Below are 22,263 nucleotides of genomic sequence, written 5' to 3'. Positions count from 1 at the left end.
TGAGAGGATGGCAGCCAGAAGGAGGAAACAAGATGATGTGGTGGCGCACGGCGCTTTCGCGCCGATTGGCGTTGATGCTGGCCGCGGCTGGCATGGCGGCGGCTCCGGCCCTGGCCGGGGCGGCGGAATTGCCGAACAAGCCGGTGAAGATGCTGGTTATCGCCTCGGCGGGGGGGCCAACCGATCTGGTGGCGCGGTTGCTCGCGGACGGATTGAGCAAGCGGCTGCCTCAACGCTTCGTTGTGGAGAACCGGACCGGCGCGGGCGGCAACATCGCCGCCTCCGCCGTGGCGCATGCCGAACCGGATGGCACGACGCTGCTGTTCACCAACACCAGCCATGCGGTGAACCGGGCGCTTTACGCCAAGCTGGACTATGATCCGGTCAAGGATCTGGTGCCGGTGACGGTGGTCGCGGAAAGCCCCATGGTGCTCCTGGTCCCGCCTTCCTCGCCCGACCGCAGCGTCGCTGACCTTGTGGCGCGGGCGCGGCGGGAACCAGGGCGGCTGCGCTACGCCAGCGCCGGCAATGGCGGCGCGCTGCAACTGGTCAGCCTGTTGTTCCTGAAGGCGGCCGGGCTGAAGATGGAAGAGGTCGCCTATCGCGGCAGCGCGCCCGCCGTTCTGGACCTCGCCGCCGGGCGCATCGACATGTTGTATGATGCCGGGATCACCGGCTTCGCCACGGCGCAGGGTGGCCAGGGCCGGGCCCTGGCGGTTTCCGCGCCGGCGCGCAGCCCGGTGATGCCGGACGTGCCCACCGTGGCCGAGGCCGGCTTCCCCGATGCCACCTTCAGTGTCTGGCAGGTGCTGATGGCGCCGCGTGGCACGCCTCCGGGCGTGATCGCGACCTTGCAGAAGGAGGCTGCCGCCGTCCTGGGAGATGAGGCGGTGCGCCAGCAGCTCACCAGGCTGGGCGTTGACCGCATCGTCGGCAACGATCCCGCCGCGGCGCAGAGCTACGTTGCCGGGGAGATCGCGCGCTGGGAATCCGTCCTGCGCGAAGCCGGGATCGCCCCGCAATGATGGGCCTCTTTCCGCCGCCGGTTATCACCCTCACCAGCGTGTTCAGCGAGATGCCGGCGGAACTTCGCCGCCCGGTCGTCACCGAATGGTCGCGCGCCAACAAGCGCGGCCAGGTGGTGGACAGCTTCATCGAAGGCCCGTGCCACGATTCTCATGGTCGGCTCTTTGTCACCGACATCCCGCATGGCCGTGTGTTCCGCGTGGAAGGTGACGAATGGCACTGTGTCGCGGATTACGATGGCGAACCGAACGGGCTGGCCCTGGCGCCGGATGGCCGCCTCTTCATCACCGACTACAAGAACGGCATCCTGGCCCTGGATACGGAATCCGGCTACATCGAGCCGGTGCTGGCCCGCTGCAACAGCGAGCGCTTCAAGGGCGTCAACGACCTCACCTTCGCCCGCAACGGCGACCTCTACTTCACCGACCAGGGCCAGACCGGGCTGCATGATCCGACCGGTCGGGTGTTCCGCCTGACACGTAACGGGCGGCTCGATTGCCTCATCGCCAATGGGCCAAGCCCCAATGGCCTGGCCCTCTCGCCGGAGGAGGATGTGCTGTTTGTCGCCATGACGCGCGACAACGCCGTCTGGCGCGTGCCGCTGCTGCCGCAGGGCGGCACCGCCAAGGTGCACCGCTTCGCCAGCTTCCATGGCGCGACCGGGCCGGATGGCATGGCGGTGGACGCGAGGGGCAACCTGCTCGTCGCGCATGCGGGGCTCGGGCATGTTCTGGTGCTGGGCGCGCAGGGGCAACTGGTTGCCGCGCTGCGTTCCTGCCGCGGCAGCTTCACCACCAATGTCGCGTTCCGCCCTGAAGGCGGTGTTGTCATCACGGATTCCACCACGGGAACCATTCTGCAGGCGGCGTGGGACCATCCCGCCGCAACCTCGGGAGAGCATTCAGCATGAGCGACCTGCCCAAGAGCGTCGACATCACCGAGGAAGGCCCCCGGGAAGGCTTCCAGATCGAGCCAGGCCCAATCCCGACGGAACGCAAGGTCGCGCTGATCCACGCGCTTTCGGAAACCGGGCTCAGGCGCATCCAAGTGGCCTCCTTCGTCAATCCGAAGATGGTACCCGGCTGGGCCGATGCGGAGGATGTGGTGGCCGGCTTCACCCCGCGTCCTGGCGTCGAATACATCGCCCTTTGGTTCAATCCGGCCGGGCTGAGGCGCACCCTGGCCTTCCGTGACCGCCTGACGGTGAAAGGCTCCATCACCGTCAGCGCCTCGGAAGCTTTCTCGCAGCGCAACCTCAATCGCGACCATGCCGGACAGCTGGAAGCCATGCGCAAGCATGTGGCGGTGCATCAGGCGGAAGGGGTTCCGGTCACCCGAATCAGCCTGATGGCCTCCTTTGGCTGCAATTTCTCGGGCGATGTCACCGTGCCGCAGGCGCTTTCGGCGCTGGCGGATGCCATGGCGCTGGCCGATGAAACCGGCTGCGCCATCGAGAAGATCTCCATCGCCGATTCCATGGGCTGGGCCAATGCCGCCCATGTGGAGCGGCTGGTGGGCGCGGTGCGGGAGCGATACCCGGCGCAGCGCATCGGCTTGCACCTGCACGACACGCGCGGAATGGCGGTCGCCTGCGCTTATGCAGGCCTCAGGCTCGGCGTGCGCGAGTTCGATGCGGCGGTGGGCGGCCTGGGCGGCTGCCCCTTCGCGGCGCATCCCGGCGCCCCCGGCAACATCGCGACCGAGGAACTGGTCTTCCTCTGCGAGGAACTGGGCGTCCCCACCGGCGTCGATGTGGAGGCGCTGCTCGCGGCCTCGGCCCTGGCCGAGGAGATCGTCGGCCACCGCCTGCCCAGCGCCATGCTGCGCGGCGGCGGGCTCGGCTCCTATCGGGCAAAGGCGCGGGCGGCATGAGCGCGGTGCAACAACCCCTGCCCCTTGACGGCATCCGCGTTGTCGAATTCTCCCACATGGTGATGGGGCCGAGCTGCGGTCTGGTGCTGGCCGATCTGGGCGCCGAGGTCATCAAGGTGGAGCCGCCCGGCACGGGGGACCGCACGCGGGTCCTGACCAGCTCCGGCACCGGCTTCTTCGCCGCCTTCTCGCGCAACAAGAAAAGCGTGCAGGTGGACATCAAGGACCCGGAGGAGCTGGCGGCGCTGCTGCGGCTGATCGACACGGCCGATGTGCTGATCGAGAACTTCCGCCCCGGCGGGCTGGAGGCCCAGGGGCTGGGCTATGCCGCCCTTTCCGCGCGCAATCCACGCCTCGTCTATTGTTCCTTGAAGGGCTTTCTTTCCGGGCCTTACGAGAACCGGACCGCGCTGGACGAGGTGGTACAGATGATGACCGGCCTTGCCTATATGACAGGGCCGCAGGGGCGGCCGCTGCGGGCGGGCGCCCCGGTCAATGACATGATGGGTGGCCTGTTCGGCGCCGTCGCCATCATGGCCGCGCTGCGGCAGCGGGAGATGACGGGCCAGGGGCAGCATGTGCAATCCGGCCTGTTCGAGACCTCGGCCTATCTTGTGTCCACGCACATGCTGCAACAGGCGATCTCGGGCCAGGAGCCGCCTCCGATGCCTGCGGGCAAGCGGGCCTGGGGGGTGTATGACGTTTTCGAATCAAGCGATGGGGCGCAGCTTTTCATCGGCGTGGTGACGGACCGGCAATGGCAGATCTTCACCGCCCGGCTGGACGCGCCGGAACTGCGTGATTCCCGCTGGGCCACGAACACGCTGCGGTCCCAGGGGCGGGGCGAGCTGATCCCGCTGGTTGCCCGCCTCCTGCGCAGGCATTCCATCGCGGAGCTTGAGGCGATGTGCGAGGCCGCCGGCCTGCCCTTCGCGCGCATCACCCGGCCCTGGGATCTTTATGACGACCCGCACCTCAATCATGCCGGAGGCATGGTGCCACTTCGCCTGCCGGATGGAACGGAAACGGCGGCGCCCGCCCTCCCCATCCAGTTCGGCGCCAAGCGGCTTGGGCGGCGCAGCGATCCGCCGGCGGCAGGGGCACAGACGGAAGACATTCTCGGCCCGTTCCGGCCTGTGCCGCGCGCGGCGGAATAAGGCGGCCGGCTGCAACAGGATCGAACGACCCGCCGGACATGGCTCGGCGGGCAAAGGGAGAAGCATTCGATGAACATCACTCTCAGGCGCCGTGGCCTGCTTGGCGCGGGGCTGGGGCTAGCGGCGCCGTTCCTGGTGGGACGGGCATCGGCGGCGGCCTGGCCGCTGCGGCCGATCCGCCTGATCGTCCCCTATCCACCCGCGGGTGGGACCGATGTCATCTCGCGGGAGGTCGCGCATCGCCTGGCGGAAGTCGCCGGCTGGACGGTTGTGGCGGAGAACCGCCCCGGCGCGGGTGGCAATGTCGGGCTGGACCTTGTCGCCAAGTCGCAGCCGGATGGCTATACCATCGGCATGGGACAGACAGCCAACCTGGCTATCAATCCCAGCCTCTATCCTTCCATGCCCTTCGATCCGCTGCGGGATCTTTCCCCTGTTTCCACCGTGGCGCAGCAGCCGAACCTGCTTGTGGTCCGCAAGGATGCGCCCTGGAAGGACCTGGACGCGCTGGTCGCCGATGCGCGGAAGCAGCCGGGGGTGCTGAATGTCGGCCATTCCGGCGCCGGCACCACTGGGCATCTGTCCGGCGAGATGTTCGCCGTGCAGGCGGGGATCGAGATGGTGGTGGTGCCCTATGTCGGCGCGGCACCCGTGCTGACCGACCTGCTGGCCGGCCGCATCGATTTGTTCTTCGCCAATCCGCTGGCGGCCAGGGGTGTTCTGGAGTCCGGGGCGGTGCGGGCATTGGCGGTGACATCGCCGCAGCGCATGAAGGCAATGCCGGAGGTGCCGACCGTGGCCGAGCTGGGTTTCCCTGGCTATGAGGCGGTGAACTGGACCGGGGTGGTCGTGCCCGCCGGCACGCCGCCCGAGACCATCCTGGCCCTGAACAAGGCGATCCGCCAAGTGCTGCGCCATCCCACTGTCGCCACCAAGCTGGCCGCCGAAGGCAGTGAGCCGCTGGGCTCCACGCCAGAGGAGTTCGCGACTTTCCTGCATGCCGAGAACGCCAAATGGGGGCGCGTCGTCAAGGAGGCCCGGGTTGTCGTGAACTAAGGCGGCAGGCAGGTTCCGCGCGCTCAGGATGGATGCCGGTCATGCGCGGATTCCGGCCCCGGCGGCGGAGCGGCATCCTTCCTCGGGCCGATAGTCTTCCGGATGCCGCCGCGGCAATCATTGGCAGCGCGGCTCCCGGAAGCCGGCGCGGCGCTGCCAGGCATTGTTGGCCTTTCGGAGCCCTGATAGCGCGGAGGCAACCCGGCCATGCCTGAAGGTCAGGTGGAGAAGCGGCCCTCCTGAAGCGGGCTCATCCCGGCAAACAGCCAGGACGTTCCCCGCCGCTCAGCTTTTCAGCCATTATCCGGAGATGAGCCGCTGCGCGCCCTGCTTCTGGCGGATCGCGGCCAGCCGGTCGCCGAGATTGACCGGCGCCGGCAGCCGGCCCGCCGCCGCATCCATGGCCGCGGCGATGTTCGGGTCGTCTTTCTCCGGCTGGGTTGGCGTCAGCAGCTTGGCCTTGGCATTGGCGGCCTCGGCCTGCGCCAGGTCCCGAGCGGCCGCCTCCTGCATCGTTTTCAGCGCGACGCTCAGTCCGCTGGTGGCTCCGGTCAGCCCGGCGGCCTGCCGGGCGGCCTCGGCCCGGCGTTCCGCGGCATCGCGCTGCGCTTCCGCGCGCGTCATGTCCCGTTGCGCGCGCGCCAGCTCCGAGCGGGCGGATTTCAGCTTGCTGCCCGCCTGCTCATAGGTCTGCTGCAAGGTATTCAGGAAATCCTGCGCATCGACGGCATCCTGCTTTTCCCGCTCCACCTCGGGGGCCATCTCCTCAAGCATCGTGAGAAGCGTCCCAAGGGAGCGTTCCAGCTCGCTCTTCTGGGCGGGATCTGTCGCGGCCTCCGCCCGGCGCTGCAACTGCTCGGCAGCGGCGAGGCGCTGTTGCGACAGGGCCTGGATGGTGTCGGCCTCGCGCTTCTCGCGCTCATAGGCTTGCCGCGCTTCGGCGACCTGCAGGCCAAGCTGGTCCAGGTGCTGCTCCATGGTCCGCAGCTCCGCCTCGGTCGCGGATTTCGGATCCCACCGGACAATGGCCTCGACAGCGTTGTTGACAGCCTGATCGGTCTTCACGCCGACAAGGTTGCGAATGAAGGCGAGCATGGTCATCTCCCTTTCCGTTGTTCCGCTAGCCGGCCATGGCGCCGGCATTGAGCAGCGCCACGGCGATCTGCACGCCCATCAGCAACCAGGCGGCGGCAACATTGCCGGCCTCGATCATGGCGCGCAGGCCCCGGATCAGCAGCGTGGCAATCACGAAGGTAAGCAGTTGCAGCACCAGCGCGACCAGGCCCCAGATCAGGATGTCGAGCGTGAAGCGGCTGGTCGCGAGGGTGGCCGCCAGCGGGATGGCCAGCGCCACCATGCTGCCCGCCAGCACGATGCCGGCGGCAGGGTTGCCGGCGCGGATCAGCCGCATCTCGTGAAAGGGCGTGATGGCCATGTAGGCCGCCACGCCCAGGGCGAACAGGCCCAGTGTCAATGCGAGTTGCGTGACGAGAACGGGCAGGCCCGCCTGCAAGGTGCCGAGGATCAAATCCATGATTGTCGCTTCGTCCTTCGCGCTGCGGGTGGTTCAGGCCAGTGACAGGGAGGCCGGGTTGATGTCGAGACCGGCGCGGATCTCGACCCAGGCCTGCCCGCCATCCTCGATGGCGGAGACAATGATGTATTCCGTTTGCGGCGCGGGGGCAGCCAGGCCTGTGGGGGCGGCGTAGAGCATGGCCTGGCTGCTGACAGTCCGGCGCCCCGAGGTGGATTCGACTTCCTCCGTCAGTTGGCGCGGCTGGATGCGGGACTGGCCGGGCGACCAGGCGCGGGCATAAAGCCTGCCGTCCCGCGTCTGGAACTCAGGCCAGCCGATCATGCCCTCCCGCGGGTCCAGCCACGCGCCCCATTCCGCCTCATCGGCCGGGGTCACCTCGTCCAGCGGCGCGAAATAACGGCACTCATCCGGTTCATTATGATGGCCAAGGTGAAGCTGCAGCATGGCCCTGCTTCCCGGGAGGTAGAGGCGCACCATCCCGCCCGGAACATCGCCGCCGATCCGGCCGACCTCCTCGACGCTGACCGTGCCTCCGGCGCCAGGGGGATTGGAAACATGGGTGGACCCGGCCGCCAGCAGGAATGGCGCCGGATCCAGTGTAAGGGTCATGCCGACCCGGAAGCGGGAAGGCGCGTAGCCCTGACCAGATGCCTTGTGGCGCAGCATGCCGGCCGCGCTGGCGAGTGTGCCACCTGTTCCCATCCCGCCTGCGCCTCCTGCTGCCCCGCCCCGCCCCCCGCCACGGCGGCGCCAGGCCAGCACGGCCAGGAGGCCGCCGCCGATCAACACCACGCCGCCAACCGTGGCCAGCCCGCCATCGCCACCCGCCCGCCCCGCTTCGGCCAAGCTGGGAGTGCGGCGATCGGGCAGGCCCGCTCCCTCGCTGCCCGTGGCGATCTCGGCCGGGATGCCAGGGGGCAGGTAATCGGGATCGCGAGGCTGATCGCCGCCTTCGGCGATCCGGCGGTCCAGTTCCTCGAGCCGGGCGCGGGTCTCGGCATCGTTCTGGGCGCGGCGCTCGGCTTCCTGCCGCCATTCCCGGTAGCCGGGGTCATCCTGATGGTTGCGGAAGAAGTCGGAATGGCCGGGGCGGTTCAGCGTGCTGAACAGGAACCACAGGAAGGCCGCATCCCAGACGCCAAAGTTGCGTGGGCCGGTGAGAACCGGGCCTGGAACGCTCCAGCCCCGGTCCCGGTACCATCCGCCGTAGCTGGTGCCCGGGGCCGTGCTGTACCCCCCGCCATAGGAGCCGCCTCCCCTGGATGGAACCGGGGCCGGTGCCGGGCGTGCCGCGCGCTCGGTCGCTGCCTGGCTTTCCCGCATCCGGCGCAGGGCGTCCGCAGCCTGGGAACGATTGTAGCTGCGATCCCCGGCCGACGCTCCGCCACCATGAGGCATGTTTGCCCCGCCGGAGCGGGGCAAGGCATAGCCGCCGGAAGAAGGGGTGCGCGGCCTCGAATAACCGCCTGACCCGCCAACGGATGGCGTCCGATAGGAACCGCCCGGACGCGAATACCCGCCGCTGGAGCGGGGACGTGCCTCCGCCGGGGTGCTGAACGCGGCAGTGGCGGCCGACAAAACCAGTGTCGCCGGCAACAACGGAGCCACGCCCGATCCTTGCAACAGCGTCAGGCCCAACAGGCAGGCCGGCAGACGTGTGCTCATCGGCGACAGGATCCTATCGATCTACGGGCTTCGGGCAGCCAGGCCGAACTTCACAGAAACGGCCGGGCTTCTGGAACCACCCTCGCTGGATGGAACCCTACAGGCCGGTTGCCGGTTTCGGGAAGACCGGAGGCAGATGGCACCTTCATGCCGGGGTTCACAACAAGGCTTCGCACTGCCTTACGCAACCCAGCCACCTTTGATCGGTTGACAAAGTCTCGTTCGGGACATAATCCATTTCAAGACGAATGGGGGGGCCACAATGTCCGAAGCTTCGCGTGTCGTGGGCCAGCCTGCCGCCGAGGGGCTTGCCCGCCTTGACCGGGGCAGGTTCCTGCCAGGGAACCGGAAGCGTCTGAGCGCGCCCGGGATGCGCACCTTCCTAGCTATCGCCGACCTGTGGGGCCTCGATGAAGGCCAGCGGCTCCTGATCCTGGGCTGCCCTGCTCGCTCGACCTTCCACAAATGGGCCAAGACCGCCCGGGAGCATGGTGAGCTGACCCTGGATGTGGACATCCTGACCCGCATCTCAGCCCTGCTCGGCATCCACCAGGCTCTCGTTCTTCTGCATGGCAGCGAGCGGGAAGGGATCGCCTGGCTCAAGACACCCCATCATGCCACCATCTTCGGAGGGCACCGGCCACTCGATCTGGTGACGAGCGGCACCCAGGATGGGCTGATGGCGGTCCGGCGCTTCCTCGATGCGGCGCGCGGCGGCATCTACATGGAATCGATGGCGGCGCTGGACGGGGATTTCCAGCCATACCGGGACGAGGACCTCGTCATCTCTTGAGTGACATGTTCTCGGCGGCACCGGCGCCGACCTACCGGCTCATCCCTTCCAAATTCCCGCCGATCGGCCTTTTTGACAGCGTGGCGACCGCCGCCGATGTCGCGGCTGTCATGGAGCTTGTCGGATGGACCAATGATCGGCTGGTGGAGGAGCGGCTACGGCGGCTCCCCGAGAAGGAGTGGGTCTACGGACGACCGAATTCCAGCGTCGTGATGGCAACGTTTCTGCATGCTCCGCCTGCGGGCGCGCGCTTCAACGGGCCGGATCTGGGTGCCTGGTACGCCGCGGCCGCCCTGCGCACGGCTGCCTTCGAGGTCGCCCACCATCTGCGCCGCGAGGCCGTGGCGACCGGCAGGGCCGTCCTGGCGCGCGACTATCGCACCTACACGGCGGAACTCGCGGGTTCCTATCTCGACATCCGCCGCCGACAGGATGACCGGGCCGATATCTACCATCCCGGCAGCTATGTGGCGTCCCAGGCCCTGGGGGAGCATATCCGCGCCTCCGGTGGAGCAGGCATCATCTATGACAGCGTGCGGCACCGGGGCGGCGTCAACATCGTTGCCCACCGGCCCCGGAATGTCCTCAAGGTGATCCAGACCGATCACTGGCGGATCGCGGTCCAGGCCACCTCGCCCCAGATCCGGATGGTGAAGCTGAACGACCGATAGGCGCCCCGAACAACCCGCCGCCTAGGCTGCCTGCCTGCCTGCCCCCGCGCCTTGTTCCTCAAGGCGGCCGCGGTAAAGCGCGGCGATAAGATCCGCCTGGGAAATGATCCCCGCCAGCCGTTGTTGTTGGTCGACAACCACAACATGACGCAGCCCCTTATCGGCCATCAACGGCACCAACTCCACGGCATGCATGCCTTCCGTCACGGTGGGGATGCCACGTGGCATGACCTGCCCCACGACCCGCGGCGGTCCCGCGGAGAACTTCCCGGGCCGGACCAGGCGGAGAAACCAGGCCTCCCTTCCCTCAAGCTTGCCGTTTTCCACTACGGCCAGAAGGTCAGCTTCGGAAATCATGCCGGTCACCCGCTGATCCGCGTCAATCACGGGAAGGGCCCTGATGTCATGCCGGCGCAACAGCGCCCAGGCTTCCCGCAGGGGCATGTCGGGTCGCGCGGTGACAACATCGCGCGACATGATGTCTGCGCAGGTGATCTGGCCGAAGCGGCGGCGGTAAGCCCGCATCTCCGCTTCCTGCACCAGTTCTCCAAGATCGTCGCGGCTGATGTCTAGGAATTCATCATGCTGCCGCAGGGCAGCATCCAGATCCTCCGCACTGACGCCGAGGCGCTCCGTGGGCTTTCCGTCCGTGGTGAGGTGTGAATGAGAGGGACGGGCCTGGTGAGAATGCGGATAAGGCCGCCGGGTCGCATTGTTGAAGACCAGCGCCGTCGCCATCAGCAGCAATGAGCCAAGCCCCACGGGAAGAAGAACGAACTCGTACCCGGCCGAGGTCACCGCCGGCCCGCCAAGAACGGCGGTCAAGGCAATGGCTCCTCCCGGTGGGTGCAGGCACCGCAGGGCGAACATTGCACCGATCGCGAGGGACACTGCGAGAGGGGCGGCGAAAAGCGGATCGCCTATCAGCTGTGCGCAAGTCACCCCGATCAGCGCAGAAACGGTGTTGCCGCCAACAATGGACCAGGGTTGCGCGAGCGGACTGGCCGGCACCGCGAACAGCAGGACGGCCGATGCGCCCAGCGGAGCAATGAGCATGGACGGTGTGGACCAGTTTCCGTTGATGGCGGCTGAGGCAAGGCCGGTCAGCAGAAGGCCGCTCACAGCTCCCAAACAGCCGCGCAGCCTTTCCGTTATGCTGACGGTCATCGGCGTGGGCCAGAAGCCACGTAGCCAAACGGGCGCCCGCATCTTCACGGGCTTGCCTTGCAGTTGCTCAAGAAGTTTGCCTCCTGGCCCAGGTCGTGTTGCGGTTGTCGCAAAGCCAGGCCGCTTCACCATCTCGGATTGTTCGGGCCGCAAATAGATCCAGCAGGGCGCGGCTGTCCAGCCAGTCGGTATGATGGTGGGCCTGTGCGCCGGATGCGCCAGGCAACAGGTGGAACGGCAACGATGCCAGCTGCCGCGCCCTGTCGGTCCCGAAACCCAACGAACAAAGGGGGAGACTTCGCGCCAGCTGTTTTACTGCTTGAACTTCAGACAGGGGCGCCATCGGCGAGATTACAGATAATTAAAAATATCAATCTCATCCATGTGAAGTTCTGCATGATTGCTTCAACCTGAAACATCTTTTAGACATTTTGGTACGCACCCCGGACCCGGTGAAAACCCGGGTGGCTCTTCCGGCCGCCGATCCGCCGGACAACGCCTGAGACATGGAGCTCTACTGCAACACGTGAATGCAGTATGCCATGCGTGACTGTGGTTGACCTGATTTGAAGTCGTCCCGGTCTCCTGCCCGGTTCGCCCGAGATTTCCGTTGTGTTGTACAGAAAGGAATTTCTGGCGCGCTTCATCATCGGCATTCTCTGCAATCGGGATGTGCTGATCGTTGAAGCCAGGGGCTTGAGGCAAGCGTCTTTGCTGGAAAGGCGAGACGCGGCTGCCCGGGACCATTTCTGAGGCTGCCGACACAGCTTCAGGGCCTGCCAAAGTCACAGCAGATGTCTGGACGATAGGACGTCTCCAGTATGCTGTTCAATTCTGCCATCTTCATCACCGGCTTCCTGCCCATAGTGCTCCTCGGATTTTTTCTGTTCGCCGGCAACGGACGGCAAAGGCTGGCCGGGCTGTGGCTGACCCTGGCGTCCCTGGTCTTCTATGGCTGGTGGGATCCCCAGTACCTGCCGCTCCTGTTGGGCAGCATCGCCTTCAACTATCTGCTGGGCGGATACCTGCTGAAGCGCCCGTCACGGCTGGTTCTGGGCCTCGGCATCGCTGCCAACCTGCTGCTGCTGGGTTTCTACAAGTACACCGGCTTCCTGATCGGCGCAGCGGAGGATGCCTTCGGGCTGGGCTGGGAAGCGCCGAGCATCGTCCTGCCCTTGGCCATCTCCTTCTTCACCTTTCAGCAGATCGCCTATCTTTCGGATGCGCATGATGGCGCGGTGGTGGAGCATGACTTTCTCAATTACTGCCTGTTCATCACCTTCTTTCCGCATCTGATAGCGGGGCCGATCACCCATCATCGCGAGATGCTGTCCCAGTTCGGCGATCCGGAAAACTTCCGGCCCCGGTCCGACAACATTTCCGTCGGCGTCACGCTTTTCGTGCTCGGCCTGTTCAAGAAGGTGGTTTTCGCCGACCCGATGGGCGTCGAGGCAGCGCCGGTTTTCGCCGCAGCGCAGGCAGGGGCCGCGCTGCCCTTCCTGGATGCCTGGGGCGGTGCCCTGGCCTATGCGCTACAGCTTTACTTCGATTTTTCCGGCTACACCGACATGGCGATCGGGCTGGGGCTGCTGTTCGGCATCAGCCTGCCGTCAAATTTCAACAGCCCTTACAAGGCGCACAACGTCATCGATTACTGGTCGCGCTGGCACATGACGTTGACGCGCTTCCTGACGGCTTATGTATACAATCCGATCGTTCTGGGTGTGACACGCCGGCGGGTGGCGGCAGGCAGGCCTTTGCCCAAGCGCGGCCGGATGGACCCTGGTACCTTCCTCGCCCTTGTCGCCTATCCGACATTGCTGACCATGTTCATATCCGGCGTGTGGCACGGTGCCGGCTGGCAATTCGTTGCCTTCGGTCTGCTGCATGGCTTCTATCTCGTCGTCGCGCATGGTTGGCGGGCATTGAAGGCCCAGTGGGGATGGAAGCTCGATAGCGAAAAGGCCATCCACAAGGTGCCGGCCGTCGCGCTCACCTTCTTCTGCGTGGTGATCGGCGCTGTGTTCTTCCGTGCGCCAAGCCTGGAAGCCGCCTTCACCATGCTGCAGGGAATGGCGGGACTGAACGGCGTGATGCTGCCGACTTCCTTTGCCCGGATTCCGGGCGTGGAGCCGATGGCCGGATTGCTGGGTATCGCCTTGGAGCCAGGACCATTCTTCCGCCCGGTGCTGGGCCTGCAAATTGCGCTGTTGCTGGCATTCTGCTGGCTTCTTCCGAACACGCAGCAATTCATGGGGCATTACCGCACCGCCCTGGGCTGGCGGCCAAGCATGGCCTGGGCGCAGCGCGCCCTGCCCTTCGCCACCTGGAAGCCGGGTGTCGGATTTGCCGTGGCCATCGGTGTGCTCGGCTTCTTCGCCATGGCCAAGGCGATGTCCGCCGCGCCGACCGAATTCCTTTATTTCCAGTTCTGAGGCAAGGACCATGGAACAGCTCGCTTGGTTGCCTGCGCATCCCGAACTCGGCGCCGCCATCGGCGCGGCGCGCAAGCTACCCGATGCCGGCGAGCGGCTGGCGGAGGCGATCCGCCTCGCTGGCTTCCGCCGCGACTTCACTGCCACGGGGCGGATTGACAAGCTGGCTCAACTCGCCCGGCAGGAGGGCGCCGGCGCAGGGCTGACCACCCTGCGGCTGGCGATCCTGGCTTCGCACACGGTGGATCATCTGGTGCCCGCGCTCCGCGTGGGTGGCCTGGGGCGGCGCCTCGCATTGAATGTGCATGTGGCGCCCTATGGCATGTACCGGCAGGTGCTGCTGGGCGAGGACGCGGCGCTGGCAGGCTTCGCGCCGCACCTCATCCTGCTGGCGCTGGACGCGGAGGATGCGCGCATCGAGCTTTCGCCGGATGCCAGCGAGGCCGATGTTGCCGCCGCAGTGGCCCTGCGCACCGAGGAGTTGCGCAGGCTCTGGCGCCGCGCCAGGGCACGCTATGGCGCACAGGTGGTGCAGCAGACATTGGTGCCTGCCGAGCCGCTACTCTTTGGAAGCTTCGAGGCCCTGGTGCCCGCTGCCCCTTATGCGGTGACGGAGCGTCTGAATGCCGCCATCCGCAGCGCCGCGCGGGAGGAGGGCGTGCTGCTGCTCGACCTCGCTTGGCAGGCGGCGCGCTCGGGGCTGGCGGCGGGCTTCGCCGATCCGGTGCGCTGGCACCAGGCGAAGCAGCTTGTGAGCCCCCTCCTCGCTCCGTCCTACGGGGAGGCGCTGGCGGCCATCTGCGGCGCGGTCGCGGGCACGTCGCGCAAATGCCTGGTGCTGGATCTGGACAATACCCTGTGGGGCGGCGTCATCGGTGACGACGGGCTGGAGGGCATCCGGCTTGGCCAGGGAAATGCGACGGGCGAGGCCTTCCTTGCCATGCAGCGCTATGCGGCGGCGCTGGGGCGGCGTGGCGTCATCCTGGCGGTGTGCAGCAAGAACACGGCGGAGGTCGCCGAGGACGCTTTCGCCCACCATCCCGAGATGGCGCTGAAGCGCAGCGACATCGCCTGCTTCGTCGCCAACTGGAACGACAAGGCCGGCAATCTGCGCCACATCGCCAGGACGCTGAACATCGGGCTCGACAGCCTGGTCTTCGTGGATGACAACCCGGCCGAGCGCGAGATCATCCGCCGCGAGCTACCCGATGTGGCAGTGCCGGAACTGCCGGAGGATGTGGCGAACTACCCCGAGGTCATCGCGGCGGCGGCCTATTTCGAAACGGCCTCCTTCACCGCTGACGATGCCGTGCGGAGCCGCGCCTATGCGCTGAATGCCGAGCGCGCCGCAGCGTTGGAGCAGGCGACAGACTTGCCCGGCTATCTCAGAAGCCTCGAAATGACCATGACGGCCAAGCCGGTGGGCCCGGCCGAACTGCCGCGCGCGACGCAGCTGATCAACAAGACCAACCAATTCAACCTGACCACGCGCCGCTATACCGCGGCAGAAGCGGAGCGTCTCGCGGCCGACCCCGCCGCGGTGATGCTGTCGCTCCGGCTGCGGGATCGCTTTGGCGACAACGGGCTGATCAGCGTCATCATCGCGCGGCCGGATGCCGCGCTGCCGCCGGGCGAGATGCTGATCGATACCTGGCTGATGTCCTGCCGCGTGCTGGGCCGGCAGGTGGAGGAAGCGACGCTCGGCATCCTGGCCGGACAGGCCAGGTTACGCGGCGCGACCGCGCTGATTGGCGAATACCGGCCCACCGCGAAAAACACCATGGTCGCCGGACATTACGAGAAGCTGGGCTTCCGGCACATGAAGCCCCCGGCTGGCGCGGAGCCCGGAGCGGCCTTCTGGCGCTGCGACATCAGTGACGTGCAAATCCCGAAACATTTTATCGAGGTGGAAGCCGCATGAGCCAGTCCGAGATCTATATCGCCCTTACCGAGGTGTTCCAGGAGGTTTTCGACGATGACAGCATTGTCCTCACGCCGGAGACCACCGCCGATGACATCGAGGGCTGGGACAGCCAGGCGCATGTGAGTCTGGTTGTCGCCGCGGAAAGCCAGTTTGGCGTGCGCTTCCGCACTGCGGATCTGGAAACGCTGCACAATGTCGGAGATTTCGTTGCGCTGATCGAGGCGAAGCGCGAGGCGGTGGGCCATGGCTGAAGCACCCAAACGCGGCAAGACGGAGGCTCCGCCGCTTCCGCCGGTACGCCCCCTCTACCTTGCCACGCTGCTGGGCAGCGCCGCCGCAGCGTTGGCCCTGTTCTATGCCACGCTCGGGGTGTTGGGGGCCACCGGCAACCTGCCGCCGCCCGCCTTCTCGAACTCCCTTTGCGTTGACGAGAAGCTGGCCTTTCATCGCAACAACGCCGCGGAACAGCCGGATCTTCTGGTGATCGGATCTTCCGTCGCATGGCGGCACTTCGATGGCGCACAACTGGTGCAGGATGTGCCGCAGGTGAAGCCGCTGAACGGCGCGTTCTGTGGGTTGGCCGCGAATCAGAGTGTTTACGCCGCCAACTGGTTCCTGGACCGCACGCCCAGCATCCGCGACGTGATGATGATCACGTCGCCGCAGGATTTCGAAAACTGCACCACCAACCGGACCGCCATCTTCGACCACAAGGATGCGACCGACTACGTCTCGGCCAAGGCCTCTCCCTGGGCCTACTACATGCGCTATTTCGACCCGTTCTCCCTGGCGCGAAATGCCAGCAGCATCGCAGCGCAGCGCAGTGGCGCAGATTTCGTCGATCCCCTGGTGTTCGACCGCTATGGCAGCGGGCCGCTGGATACCAGCCGAAACCGCGAGACGCTGCTCTATGGGATGGTGAAGTCGCTGGATCAGGAATGCTTTGATGCGGTGCAGGCGCTGGCGCACCGGTTGAGGGCGGAGGGGCGCCGCCTGCTGGTGGCCACCACGCCGTTGCATCCTGATTGGAAGGCGGATGATGCAGCCGCCCCACTCCTGGCGGAGTTCAACAGCCGCATCCGGGCCGCGCTGGCGGAGGATCCGGCGGCGCGCTTCTGGGATGGCGACGCGGCCCAGGTGGTGGAGAGTGGCGCCTTCTTCGACGCGATCCATCTGCGCTGGTCCGCTGCCGCCACCTATACGCAGGCCCTGGGGACGGCTTTCTACTCGGATCATCCCACCAAGCAACTTCATGCCGCCGGCCCATGAAATTGGCCCTGTGGCACGCGGATTTCGTGTCACGGCAGTCCGGCGCCGGCCTGTCTGGCCGCGCGGATCAACAAAGGTGTTGGGCCGGAAATCCGTTGATCCAGAGGAGGATGATGGTGCAGCCAATGGATGAAAGGAAGGCGTGAACCTGGCGGATAGCCTGACCCGGTTCTCAGCCTCGGGCTGAACTGCGGACAGGAAGGGCCTGTGCGAGGGCCAGACCAGCGAGGCGGGCGGTGGCAAGGAGGCGGTCCAGGCCATGCCCGTCGCGGGCTTTGGCGGAAAGGCCTGACATGATGGTGCTGACGAAATCCGCCATACGTTCCGCTTCCTCAGGGTGGCGGGCAGCGATGTAGCGGCGGATCACCTCCTCCGCGGCCAGGTTCGCGGCGCGGGCGGCTTCGCGCGCTTCGGGATCGTTGGAGCGGGTGCCTTCGAGCACAAGGCAGCCCGTGGCGGCAGGGTTGGCGGCGTAGTTACGGGCAGCCTCCTCGAGCAGCAAGGCGAGGCATTCGGCCACAGGACGATCAGGGCGCAGGATCTCGGGCAAGGGAACGGCCCCGGTCTCGTTGTAATGCTCGACAGCGCGGATGTAGAGGCCGGCCTTGCTGCCGAAGGCGGCGTAGAAGCTGGGCGGATTGATGCCGAGCGCCTCGGTCAGATCGGCGACGCTGACCGCATCGTAGCCGCGGGCGTGAAAAAGGCGCTGAGCGATGGCCACAGCCTCTTCCGGATCGAAGCGACGAGGGCGGCCACGTGGGCGCGGTCTATTTGTAGTCAATGTTACAAAATACCTTGACAGGGCTCTCCAGGAGTTCGATGTAGCAACCACTACATTAAATCTCAAGGAGGACCGTATGGCTGGATTTCAGGGCAAGTCCGTTCTCGTGCTCGGTGGCAGCCGGGGGATCGGGGCGGCGATCGTGCGGCGCTTCGCGGGAGAGGGCGCTGCGGTAAGCTTCACCTATGCGGGCTCCCGCGATGCGGCTGAGCGGCTGGCAACCGAGACGGGAAGCATGGCGGTGCAGGCGGACAGCGCGGACCGGGATGCGATGATCGCGCGGGTGCGGGAAAGCGGACCACTGGATGTGCTGGTGGTGAATGCCGGAGTTGGGGCCTTCGGTGATCCGCTGGAGCAGGACCCGGACGCGGTGGACCGGCTGATCCGCATCAATGTGAACGCGCCCTACCATGCGGCGGTGGAAGCGGCGCGGCGGATGCCGGAAGGTGGGCGGATCATCGTGATCGGCTCTGTCAACGGGGACCGGATCCCCTTCCCCGGCCTGGCGGCCTACGCGATGAGCAAAGCCGCATTGCAGGGAATGGCGCGGGGGCTGGCGCGGGATTTCGGGCCGCGCGGAATCACGGTGAACGTTGTGCAGCCAGGTCCCATCGACACGGAGCTGAACCCGGCGGACGGGCCGATGAAGGATATCCAGCACGCCGTCATGGCTATCAAGCGCCATGGGCGGCCTGAGGAGGTGGCAGCGATGGTGGCCTGGCTGGCGGGGCCGGAAGCAGGCTTCGTGACCGGAGCGATGCACACCATCGATGGTGGCTTCGGCGCCTGATCCGGCGAGCCCTGGACGAGCCTGGATATCGGCGTGCCCGGGTTAGGAGCGCCACAGCGATGTCATCCGCCGATGAGGCACCGCCGCGATCTGGTGGTGATGCTCACCCTGATCAGCCACGTCGCCGATCAGGCCGCCGGATTCTACGCTCCGGCGGGCATCTCATCGTGTTCGACGGGGACTATGCTCTCCTCACCTTTGCCACCGAGGCCACGGATGGCGGTGCAGCCTCGGACGCCCTGATGCACCGGACGATTGTGGCGAATTCCCGCATGATGCGGACCATACCCCGCTCACTAGCCGGGATCGGGTTCGATCTTGTCTGGTCGCGCGGCTACCTGGTTGCCGATATCGGGCGCATGGATTTCTGGGCGCCGGGGATCACTTCATTCCGGGTATTGCTGCCAAAGGCCAGTGCGATGTCCGAAACCAAGGCTGGAGCCTTCAACGACAGCCTGGAGCGCGCTTCAGCCGAGAGCCGCTTCTTTAGGCCAGCAACTTCTACACCTCCATCGCGCAACGGCGCGATTAGGCAACAGGATCAGGAGCCCGGACTGTGGCAGCCGGACTGCGCGGCACGGCTTTGACCCAGGCATGGCTTGCATGTTCAGGATCGTCGCGGGAAGTTCGCGCTCGGACAGGTCAAGGACCTGCCCAAAGCTGCTGAAAGGGCGCGTGGCAGCCACCAGGCCCGCTCGAAGGGGCCGTTCGAGGCTGCTTCCCGCCGCCAAGGCAGGCGGGTGAAGGCCTGGCGAGGTTCAGCCAAAGACGATATCGCCCGCGCGCACGCCGCTCACGCCTTCGAGCAGGATCTCGCCGGTTTCATAGACGGCCGGGAAGCTCAGCAGCAGGCCCCTGGCGGTCTGGGTGAAGGTCAGGTCGGCCGGAGCGATGAAATAGCCGCTGAGGTCGATCTTGTCGGTGCCGGACTGGAAATCGCGAATAACGTCGCGGCCACCATTCGCGTCCGAGGCGGCGCCGTTGTAGCTGTAGGCGTAGGCGAAGATATCGCTGCCGGCACCGCCGCGCAGGTAATCGGTGCCATAGCCACCCGAGATGATGTCGTTGCCGTCACCGCCATTGATGCCATCGGTGCCAAACTCGCCGTGCAGAACATCGTCGCCGGCGCCGCCCAGCAGCTGGTCGTTGCCGCCGCCGCCAAAGATGGTGTCATTGCCGGCCCCGCCATCCAGCAGATCGTCGCCGTCATGCTCAGCATAGGCGGAGCTGGCGCCGCCCGTCAGGCCATCGGCGCCATAGCCGAAGATGGTATCGTTGCCGCCGCCGCTTTGCACGAAGTCGCTGCCATAGCCGGCATAGATCGTGTCATGGCCGGAGCCGGAACGGATCGTGTTGTTGGCTGGCTGCGCCGAATAGTCATGCAGGCCGTCGCCATAGATTGTGTAGTCCGCGGTGCGCGTGGAAAGGTTGATGTTGTCCGCTTTGGCAGAACCGTAGACGATCGGCATGGCCTGGTTTCTCTCGGTACAGAAGGAACGCTCTGTGCCGAGATCTACAGAACAGCCCTGATCAATGCTTGCACCAAATGCTGCTTATGCACGCGTTAGTAGTAAACAGCCCGTGATAACACAGCTTACGATTTATGATCTGTTCATATTTGTTGCTGGGACGTTACCAGGCGCCCAGCATCTCTCCGCCCCCGGCGTGCCATTCATCCTTTCGCCAAACGGCGGTCCAGGAATTCCAGGCGATCCTGCCCCCAGAAGATTTCCTCGCCGATCACGTAGCTTGGGGCGCCGAACACACCCCGTGCGAGCGCCGCTTGCGTGTCAGAGGCGCGCAGCTCCGCCCACCGTTCTTGCGCAGCCAATGTGAGCAGGGAGGTGGCGTCGAGGCCCACCTCGCCGATAAGCGTTGCCAGGACTTCCCGGTCGCCGGTATCGCGCTCCTGTTCCCAAAGGGCTGTCAGCACGCGATGTGCGAGGGCGACGGCCGGACCGTCTCCGATGGTCTCGCGGGCGGCAATGACGCACCGGGCGGCGAGTTTCTCGTCGGCTGGGAAGAAACGAGGCTGGAGGTGGATGGGAATGCCCAGATGGTCCCGCCATCGGCCCAGCTCCTGCATACGGTAGGCCTGGCGCTGGGGCGACCTCTTAGGTAGCGGCAGCCCGCCCGAGGCGGAGAAGATGGTGCCAAACTCTACCGGATAGATCCTTAGCGTGGCGCCATGGCGTGCCACCATCGCTTCCAGCCGTGCGGCGCCCAGGTGAGTCCAGGGCGAGTTCAGCGAAACGAAGTAGTCGATGTGCAAGCCCACAGCCATTCCTCCTTGCCCAAGCCCGCTACTGGCGTGCCCGCTCCCCTGAAAGGTCGGTAGCGCCGGTTGCCGTTGCCCGTCAAACCGCCCGCGCCAAGACCTTGTCCTCTGGGGAGCGCCCGGCTACCGGATTCCGCCTTCGACAACGCGGCCCAGGTTCTGGCGATCCGGTGCCACGGTGGTTTCTCAAGATGAAAGGGGGGTGGGTTTGTCCATCCCACCCGCTCCCTATCTGACACAGGTCAACAGGATGATTGGAGAAACAGGATGGATGACATCTCCGGCTATTCCCCGCCCAAGGTCTGGACCTGGGACGAAAAGAACGGCGGGGCTTTCGCCAGCATCAACCGCCCCACGGCCGGCGCGCGGCATGAGAAGGCCCTGCCGGTCGGGCGGCACCCGCTGCAGCTCTATTCCCTGGGCACGCCGAACGGCGTGAAGGTCACCATCATGCTTGAGGAGCTGCTGGCGGCGGGTCATGGCGGTGCCGAGTACGATGCCTGGCTGATCGAGATCGGCAAGGGCGACCAGTTCGGCAGCGGCTTCGTGGAGGTGAACCCCAACTCCAAGATCCCGGCGCTCATGGACCGCAGCGGCCTGGAGCCGGTGCGGATCTTTGAATCGGGCGCCATCCTGGTCTACCTGGCGGAGAAGTTCGGCGCCTTCCTCCCGCAGGAGGGCGCGGCCCGGGCGGAGTGCCTGTCCTGGCTGTTCTGGCAGGTGGGAAGTGGTCCTTTCCTGGGCGGCGGCTTCGGGCATTTCTATGTCTACGCGCCCGAGAAGCTTGAATACCCGATCAACCGCTTCGCCATGGAAGCCAAGCGGCAGCTTGATGTTCTTGATCAGCGGCTGGCTGTCAGCGAATACATCGCGGGCCCGGAGTTCACGGTGGCCGATATGGCCATCTGGCCCTGGTATGGCCTGCTCGCCAAGGGAGAGCTTTATGGCGCCGGGGAGTTCCTGCAGGTGCAGGAATACCGCAACCTCCAGCGCTGGACGGCGCAGGTGGGGTCCAGGCCGGCAGTGCAACGTGGCGCCCTGGTGAACCGTGTCAGCGGCGATCCCACCCGCCAGCTCCGCGAAAGGCACGATGCCGCCGACATCACGGCTGTCATGGCCCAGGCAAGCCCACCATCATCCTGAAGCCAAGGGAAGGCGGGCAGGCTGCAAGCTTGCCCGTATGACGATCCTCCCGTCTGCTCCGCCGCGCTCACTCCGATGGGCGTGGGCGGCAGCGGGCACTGGCCGGATCAAGCCGAAAGCAACAGGGGTCAGAGAATCCGCTTCCTGTGAAGCTTCCGGGGAGCCCCGCGATTGGGCCCTGGATCGGCAAGAACCGTCCGGTTACTCCATCCGGGCGCCGGAAAGCTCCACCATCTCCTTCCACATCGGCCGTTCCCGGTCCATGCGCGCGCGTGCTTCGGCGGGCGTGGTGGCCAATGCCTGTCCACCAGCGGTCAGGAACCGCTGGCGAACGGCCTCATCCTGGGCGACGCCCTTCATCGCTGCGACGAGCCGTTCCTGGATGGGCTCCGGAAGTCCGGCCGGGCCGATCAGGGCCGACCAGGCCGTCACCACGAAGTCCGGAACGCCTGCCTCTGCCATTGTGGGGATCTGCGGCATGGTGGGCCAGCGCTGGGCCGTTGTCATGCCAAGCGCCGTCATCTGCCCCTGCTGGATGATCCCTGCATAGGAGGCCAGGTTGTCGATGGCGAAATCCACATCGCCCGACAGCATGGCTGGGATCACCTGGGCGGCGCTCCGGAAAGGAACATGCGTGCACGGAACGCCGGCGCGCTTGAACAGCAACTCTGAACAAAGATGAGCCGAGGTGCCCACGCC

General features: G+C 66.1%; 22 protein-coding genes and 1 other annotated feature. Of the genes, 14 read left to right on the top strand and 8 right to left on the bottom strand.

The genetic code is table 11. The features are described from left to right. Positions 1–32: 32 nt before the first annotated feature. The 5 genes from F0Q34_RS16100 (at position 33) to F0Q34_RS16080 (ending at position 5,111) form a co-directional block, all read left to right on the top strand. Positions 33–1,025, top strand: coding sequence for a Bug family tripartite tricarboxylate transporter substrate binding protein (locus F0Q34_RS16100; protein WP_161600902.1), 993 nt, complete (start codon positions 33–35; stop codon positions 1,023–1,025). Continuing rightward, positions 1,022–1,936, top strand: a complete 915-nt coding sequence (locus F0Q34_RS16095) for an SMP-30/gluconolactonase/LRE family protein (protein WP_149813270.1) — start codon at positions 1,022–1,024, stop codon at positions 1,934–1,936. The genes F0Q34_RS16100 and F0Q34_RS16095 overlap by 4 nt, the downstream gene beginning before the upstream one ends. Further along, complete coding sequence (locus tag F0Q34_RS16090) at positions 1,933–2,898, top strand: hydroxymethylglutaryl-CoA lyase (RefSeq protein ID WP_149813269.1); 966 nt, start codon at positions 1,933–1,935, stop codon at positions 2,896–2,898. The genes F0Q34_RS16095 and F0Q34_RS16090 overlap by 4 nt, the downstream gene beginning before the upstream one ends. Next, positions 2,895–4,055, top strand: a complete 1,161-nt coding sequence (locus tag F0Q34_RS16085; RefSeq protein ID WP_149813268.1) for a CaiB/BaiF CoA transferase family protein — start codon at positions 2,895–2,897, stop codon at positions 4,053–4,055. Before F0Q34_RS16090 ends, F0Q34_RS16085 begins: the two co-directional genes overlap by 4 nt. Before the next feature lie 69 nt (positions 4,056–4,124). After that, complete coding sequence (locus F0Q34_RS16080) at positions 4,125–5,111, top strand: Bug family tripartite tricarboxylate transporter substrate binding protein (RefSeq protein ID WP_149813267.1); 987 nt, start codon at positions 4,125–4,127, stop codon at positions 5,109–5,111. 300 nt (positions 5,112–5,411) lie between these two features. Here the strand turns inward: F0Q34_RS16080 and F0Q34_RS16075 are convergent, their stop codons facing one another. The 3 genes from F0Q34_RS16075 to F0Q34_RS16065 are packed head-to-tail and all read right to left on the bottom strand — an operon-like array spanning position 5,412 to position 8,046. Next, complete coding sequence (locus tag F0Q34_RS16075; RefSeq protein ID WP_241665529.1) at positions 5,412–6,212, bottom strand: hypothetical protein; 801 nt, start codon at positions 6,210–6,212, stop codon at positions 5,412–5,414. A gap of 19 nt (positions 6,213–6,231) precedes the next feature. Then, positions 6,232–6,645 carry a DUF350 domain-containing protein gene (locus tag F0Q34_RS16070; RefSeq protein ID WP_149813266.1) on the bottom strand — a complete coding sequence of 138 codons (414 nt, stop codon included), beginning with the start codon at positions 6,643–6,645 and terminating at the stop codon, positions 6,232–6,234. Between the two features lie 33 nt (positions 6,646–6,678). Beyond that, complete coding sequence (locus tag F0Q34_RS16065) at positions 6,679–8,046, bottom strand: DUF2491 family protein (RefSeq protein ID WP_161600901.1); 1,368 nt, start codon at positions 8,044–8,046, stop codon at positions 6,679–6,681. 529 nt (positions 8,047–8,575) lie between these two features. Between F0Q34_RS16065 and F0Q34_RS16060 the strand changes: the two genes are divergently transcribed. Next, positions 8,576–9,106 carry an antitoxin Xre/MbcA/ParS toxin-binding domain-containing protein gene (locus F0Q34_RS16060; RefSeq protein ID WP_149813264.1) on the top strand — a complete coding sequence of 177 codons (531 nt, stop codon included), beginning with the start codon at positions 8,576–8,578 and terminating at the stop codon, positions 9,104–9,106. Between the two features lie 5 nt (positions 9,107–9,111). Then, on the top strand, positions 9,112–9,777 hold the full coding sequence (locus F0Q34_RS16055; RefSeq protein WP_241665535.1) for an RES family NAD+ phosphorylase: 666 nt from the start codon (positions 9,112–9,114) through the stop codon (positions 9,775–9,777). A 21-nt stretch (positions 9,778–9,798) separates the two neighbouring features. Here F0Q34_RS16055 and F0Q34_RS16050 read toward each other — a convergent pair whose 3' ends face one another. After that, positions 9,799–10,944, bottom strand: a complete 1,146-nt coding sequence (locus tag F0Q34_RS16050; RefSeq protein ID WP_206668052.1) for an HPP family protein — start codon at positions 10,942–10,944, stop codon at positions 9,799–9,801. 442 nt (positions 10,945–11,386) lie between these two features. Next, positions 11,387–11,442: a sequence feature (sul1 is cis-regulatory element that is thought to sense ions involved in sulfur or methionine metabolism; They are found in Alphaproteobacteria), on the top strand. A 323-nt stretch (positions 11,443–11,765) separates the two neighbouring features. On the opposite strand from F0Q34_RS16050, the gene F0Q34_RS16045 reads away from it, so the two are divergent. From F0Q34_RS16045 to F0Q34_RS16030, 4 genes are read left to right on the top strand one after another with little or no spacing between them, the layout of a single operon-like run. Further along, positions 11,766–13,379 (top strand): MBOAT family O-acyltransferase, encoded by a 1,614-nt coding sequence (locus F0Q34_RS16045; RefSeq protein ID WP_149813262.1) that lies wholly within the window; start codon positions 11,766–11,768, stop codon positions 13,377–13,379. A 10-nt stretch (positions 13,380–13,389) separates the two neighbouring features. After that, on the top strand, positions 13,390–15,300 hold the full coding sequence (locus tag F0Q34_RS16040) for an HAD-IIIC family phosphatase (RefSeq protein ID WP_149813261.1): 1,911 nt from the start codon (positions 13,390–13,392) through the stop codon (positions 15,298–15,300). After that, a complete protein-coding gene (locus tag F0Q34_RS16035; protein WP_149813260.1) occupies positions 15,297–15,554 on the top strand; it encodes an acyl carrier protein in 258 nt (85 codons plus the stop codon). Before F0Q34_RS16040 ends, F0Q34_RS16035 begins: the two co-directional genes overlap by 4 nt. Next, a complete protein-coding gene (locus F0Q34_RS16030) occupies positions 15,547–16,572 on the top strand; it encodes a hypothetical protein (RefSeq protein WP_149813259.1) in 1,026 nt (341 codons plus the stop codon). The genes F0Q34_RS16035 and F0Q34_RS16030 overlap by 8 nt, the downstream gene beginning before the upstream one ends. Before the next feature lie 172 nt (positions 16,573–16,744). Here the strand turns inward: F0Q34_RS16030 and F0Q34_RS16025 are convergent, their stop codons facing one another. Beyond that, a complete protein-coding gene (locus F0Q34_RS16025; RefSeq protein ID WP_241665528.1) occupies positions 16,745–17,293 on the bottom strand; it encodes a TetR/AcrR family transcriptional regulator in 549 nt (182 codons plus the stop codon). A 136-nt stretch (positions 17,294–17,429) separates the two neighbouring features. On the opposite strand from F0Q34_RS16025, the gene bdcA reads away from it, so the two are divergent. Both bdcA and F0Q34_RS16015 read left to right on the top strand, forming a co-directional pair. Further along, a complete protein-coding gene (bdcA, locus tag F0Q34_RS16020; RefSeq protein WP_149813257.1) occupies positions 17,430–18,143 on the top strand; it encodes an SDR family oxidoreductase in 714 nt (237 codons plus the stop codon). A 167-nt stretch (positions 18,144–18,310) separates the two neighbouring features. Continuing rightward, positions 18,311–18,730, top strand: coding sequence for a hypothetical protein (locus F0Q34_RS16015; protein WP_149813256.1), 420 nt, complete (start codon positions 18,311–18,313; stop codon positions 18,728–18,730). Positions 18,731–18,901: 171 nt separating this feature from the next. Here the strand turns inward: F0Q34_RS16015 and F0Q34_RS22520 are convergent, their stop codons facing one another. Continuing rightward, a complete protein-coding gene (locus F0Q34_RS22520) occupies positions 18,902–19,612 on the bottom strand; it encodes a M10 family metallopeptidase C-terminal domain-containing protein (protein ID WP_149813255.1) in 711 nt (236 codons plus the stop codon). Between the two features lie 203 nt (positions 19,613–19,815). Further along, on the bottom strand, positions 19,816–20,415 hold the full coding sequence (locus tag F0Q34_RS16005) for a 2-hydroxychromene-2-carboxylate isomerase (protein ID WP_161600900.1): 600 nt from the start codon (positions 20,413–20,415) through the stop codon (positions 19,816–19,818). Positions 20,416–20,688: 273 nt separating this feature from the next. Here F0Q34_RS16005 and yghU point away from each other — a divergent pair, with 273 nt between their 5' ends. Beyond that, the gene (gene yghU / locus F0Q34_RS16000) at positions 20,689–21,564 is read left to right on the top strand and encodes a glutathione-dependent disulfide-bond oxidoreductase (protein ID WP_149813253.1); all 876 of its coding nucleotides are present in this window, start codon (positions 20,689–20,691) and stop codon (positions 21,562–21,564) included. Between the two features lie 201 nt (positions 21,565–21,765). On the opposite strand, the gene F0Q34_RS15995 is transcribed toward yghU, so the two are convergent. Continuing rightward, on the bottom strand, positions 21,766–22,263 hold a 498-nt coding region (locus F0Q34_RS15995), incomplete at its 5' end, for a Bug family tripartite tricarboxylate transporter substrate binding protein (protein ID WP_149813252.1).

The organism is Teichococcus oryzae, assembly GCF_008386565.1.
Lineage (GTDB): Bacteria > Pseudomonadota > Alphaproteobacteria > Acetobacterales > Acetobacteraceae > Pseudoroseomonas > Pseudoroseomonas oryzae.
Note: the sequence above shows the minus strand (reverse complement) of the source record. Positions and strands in the feature narration are given on the sequence as shown.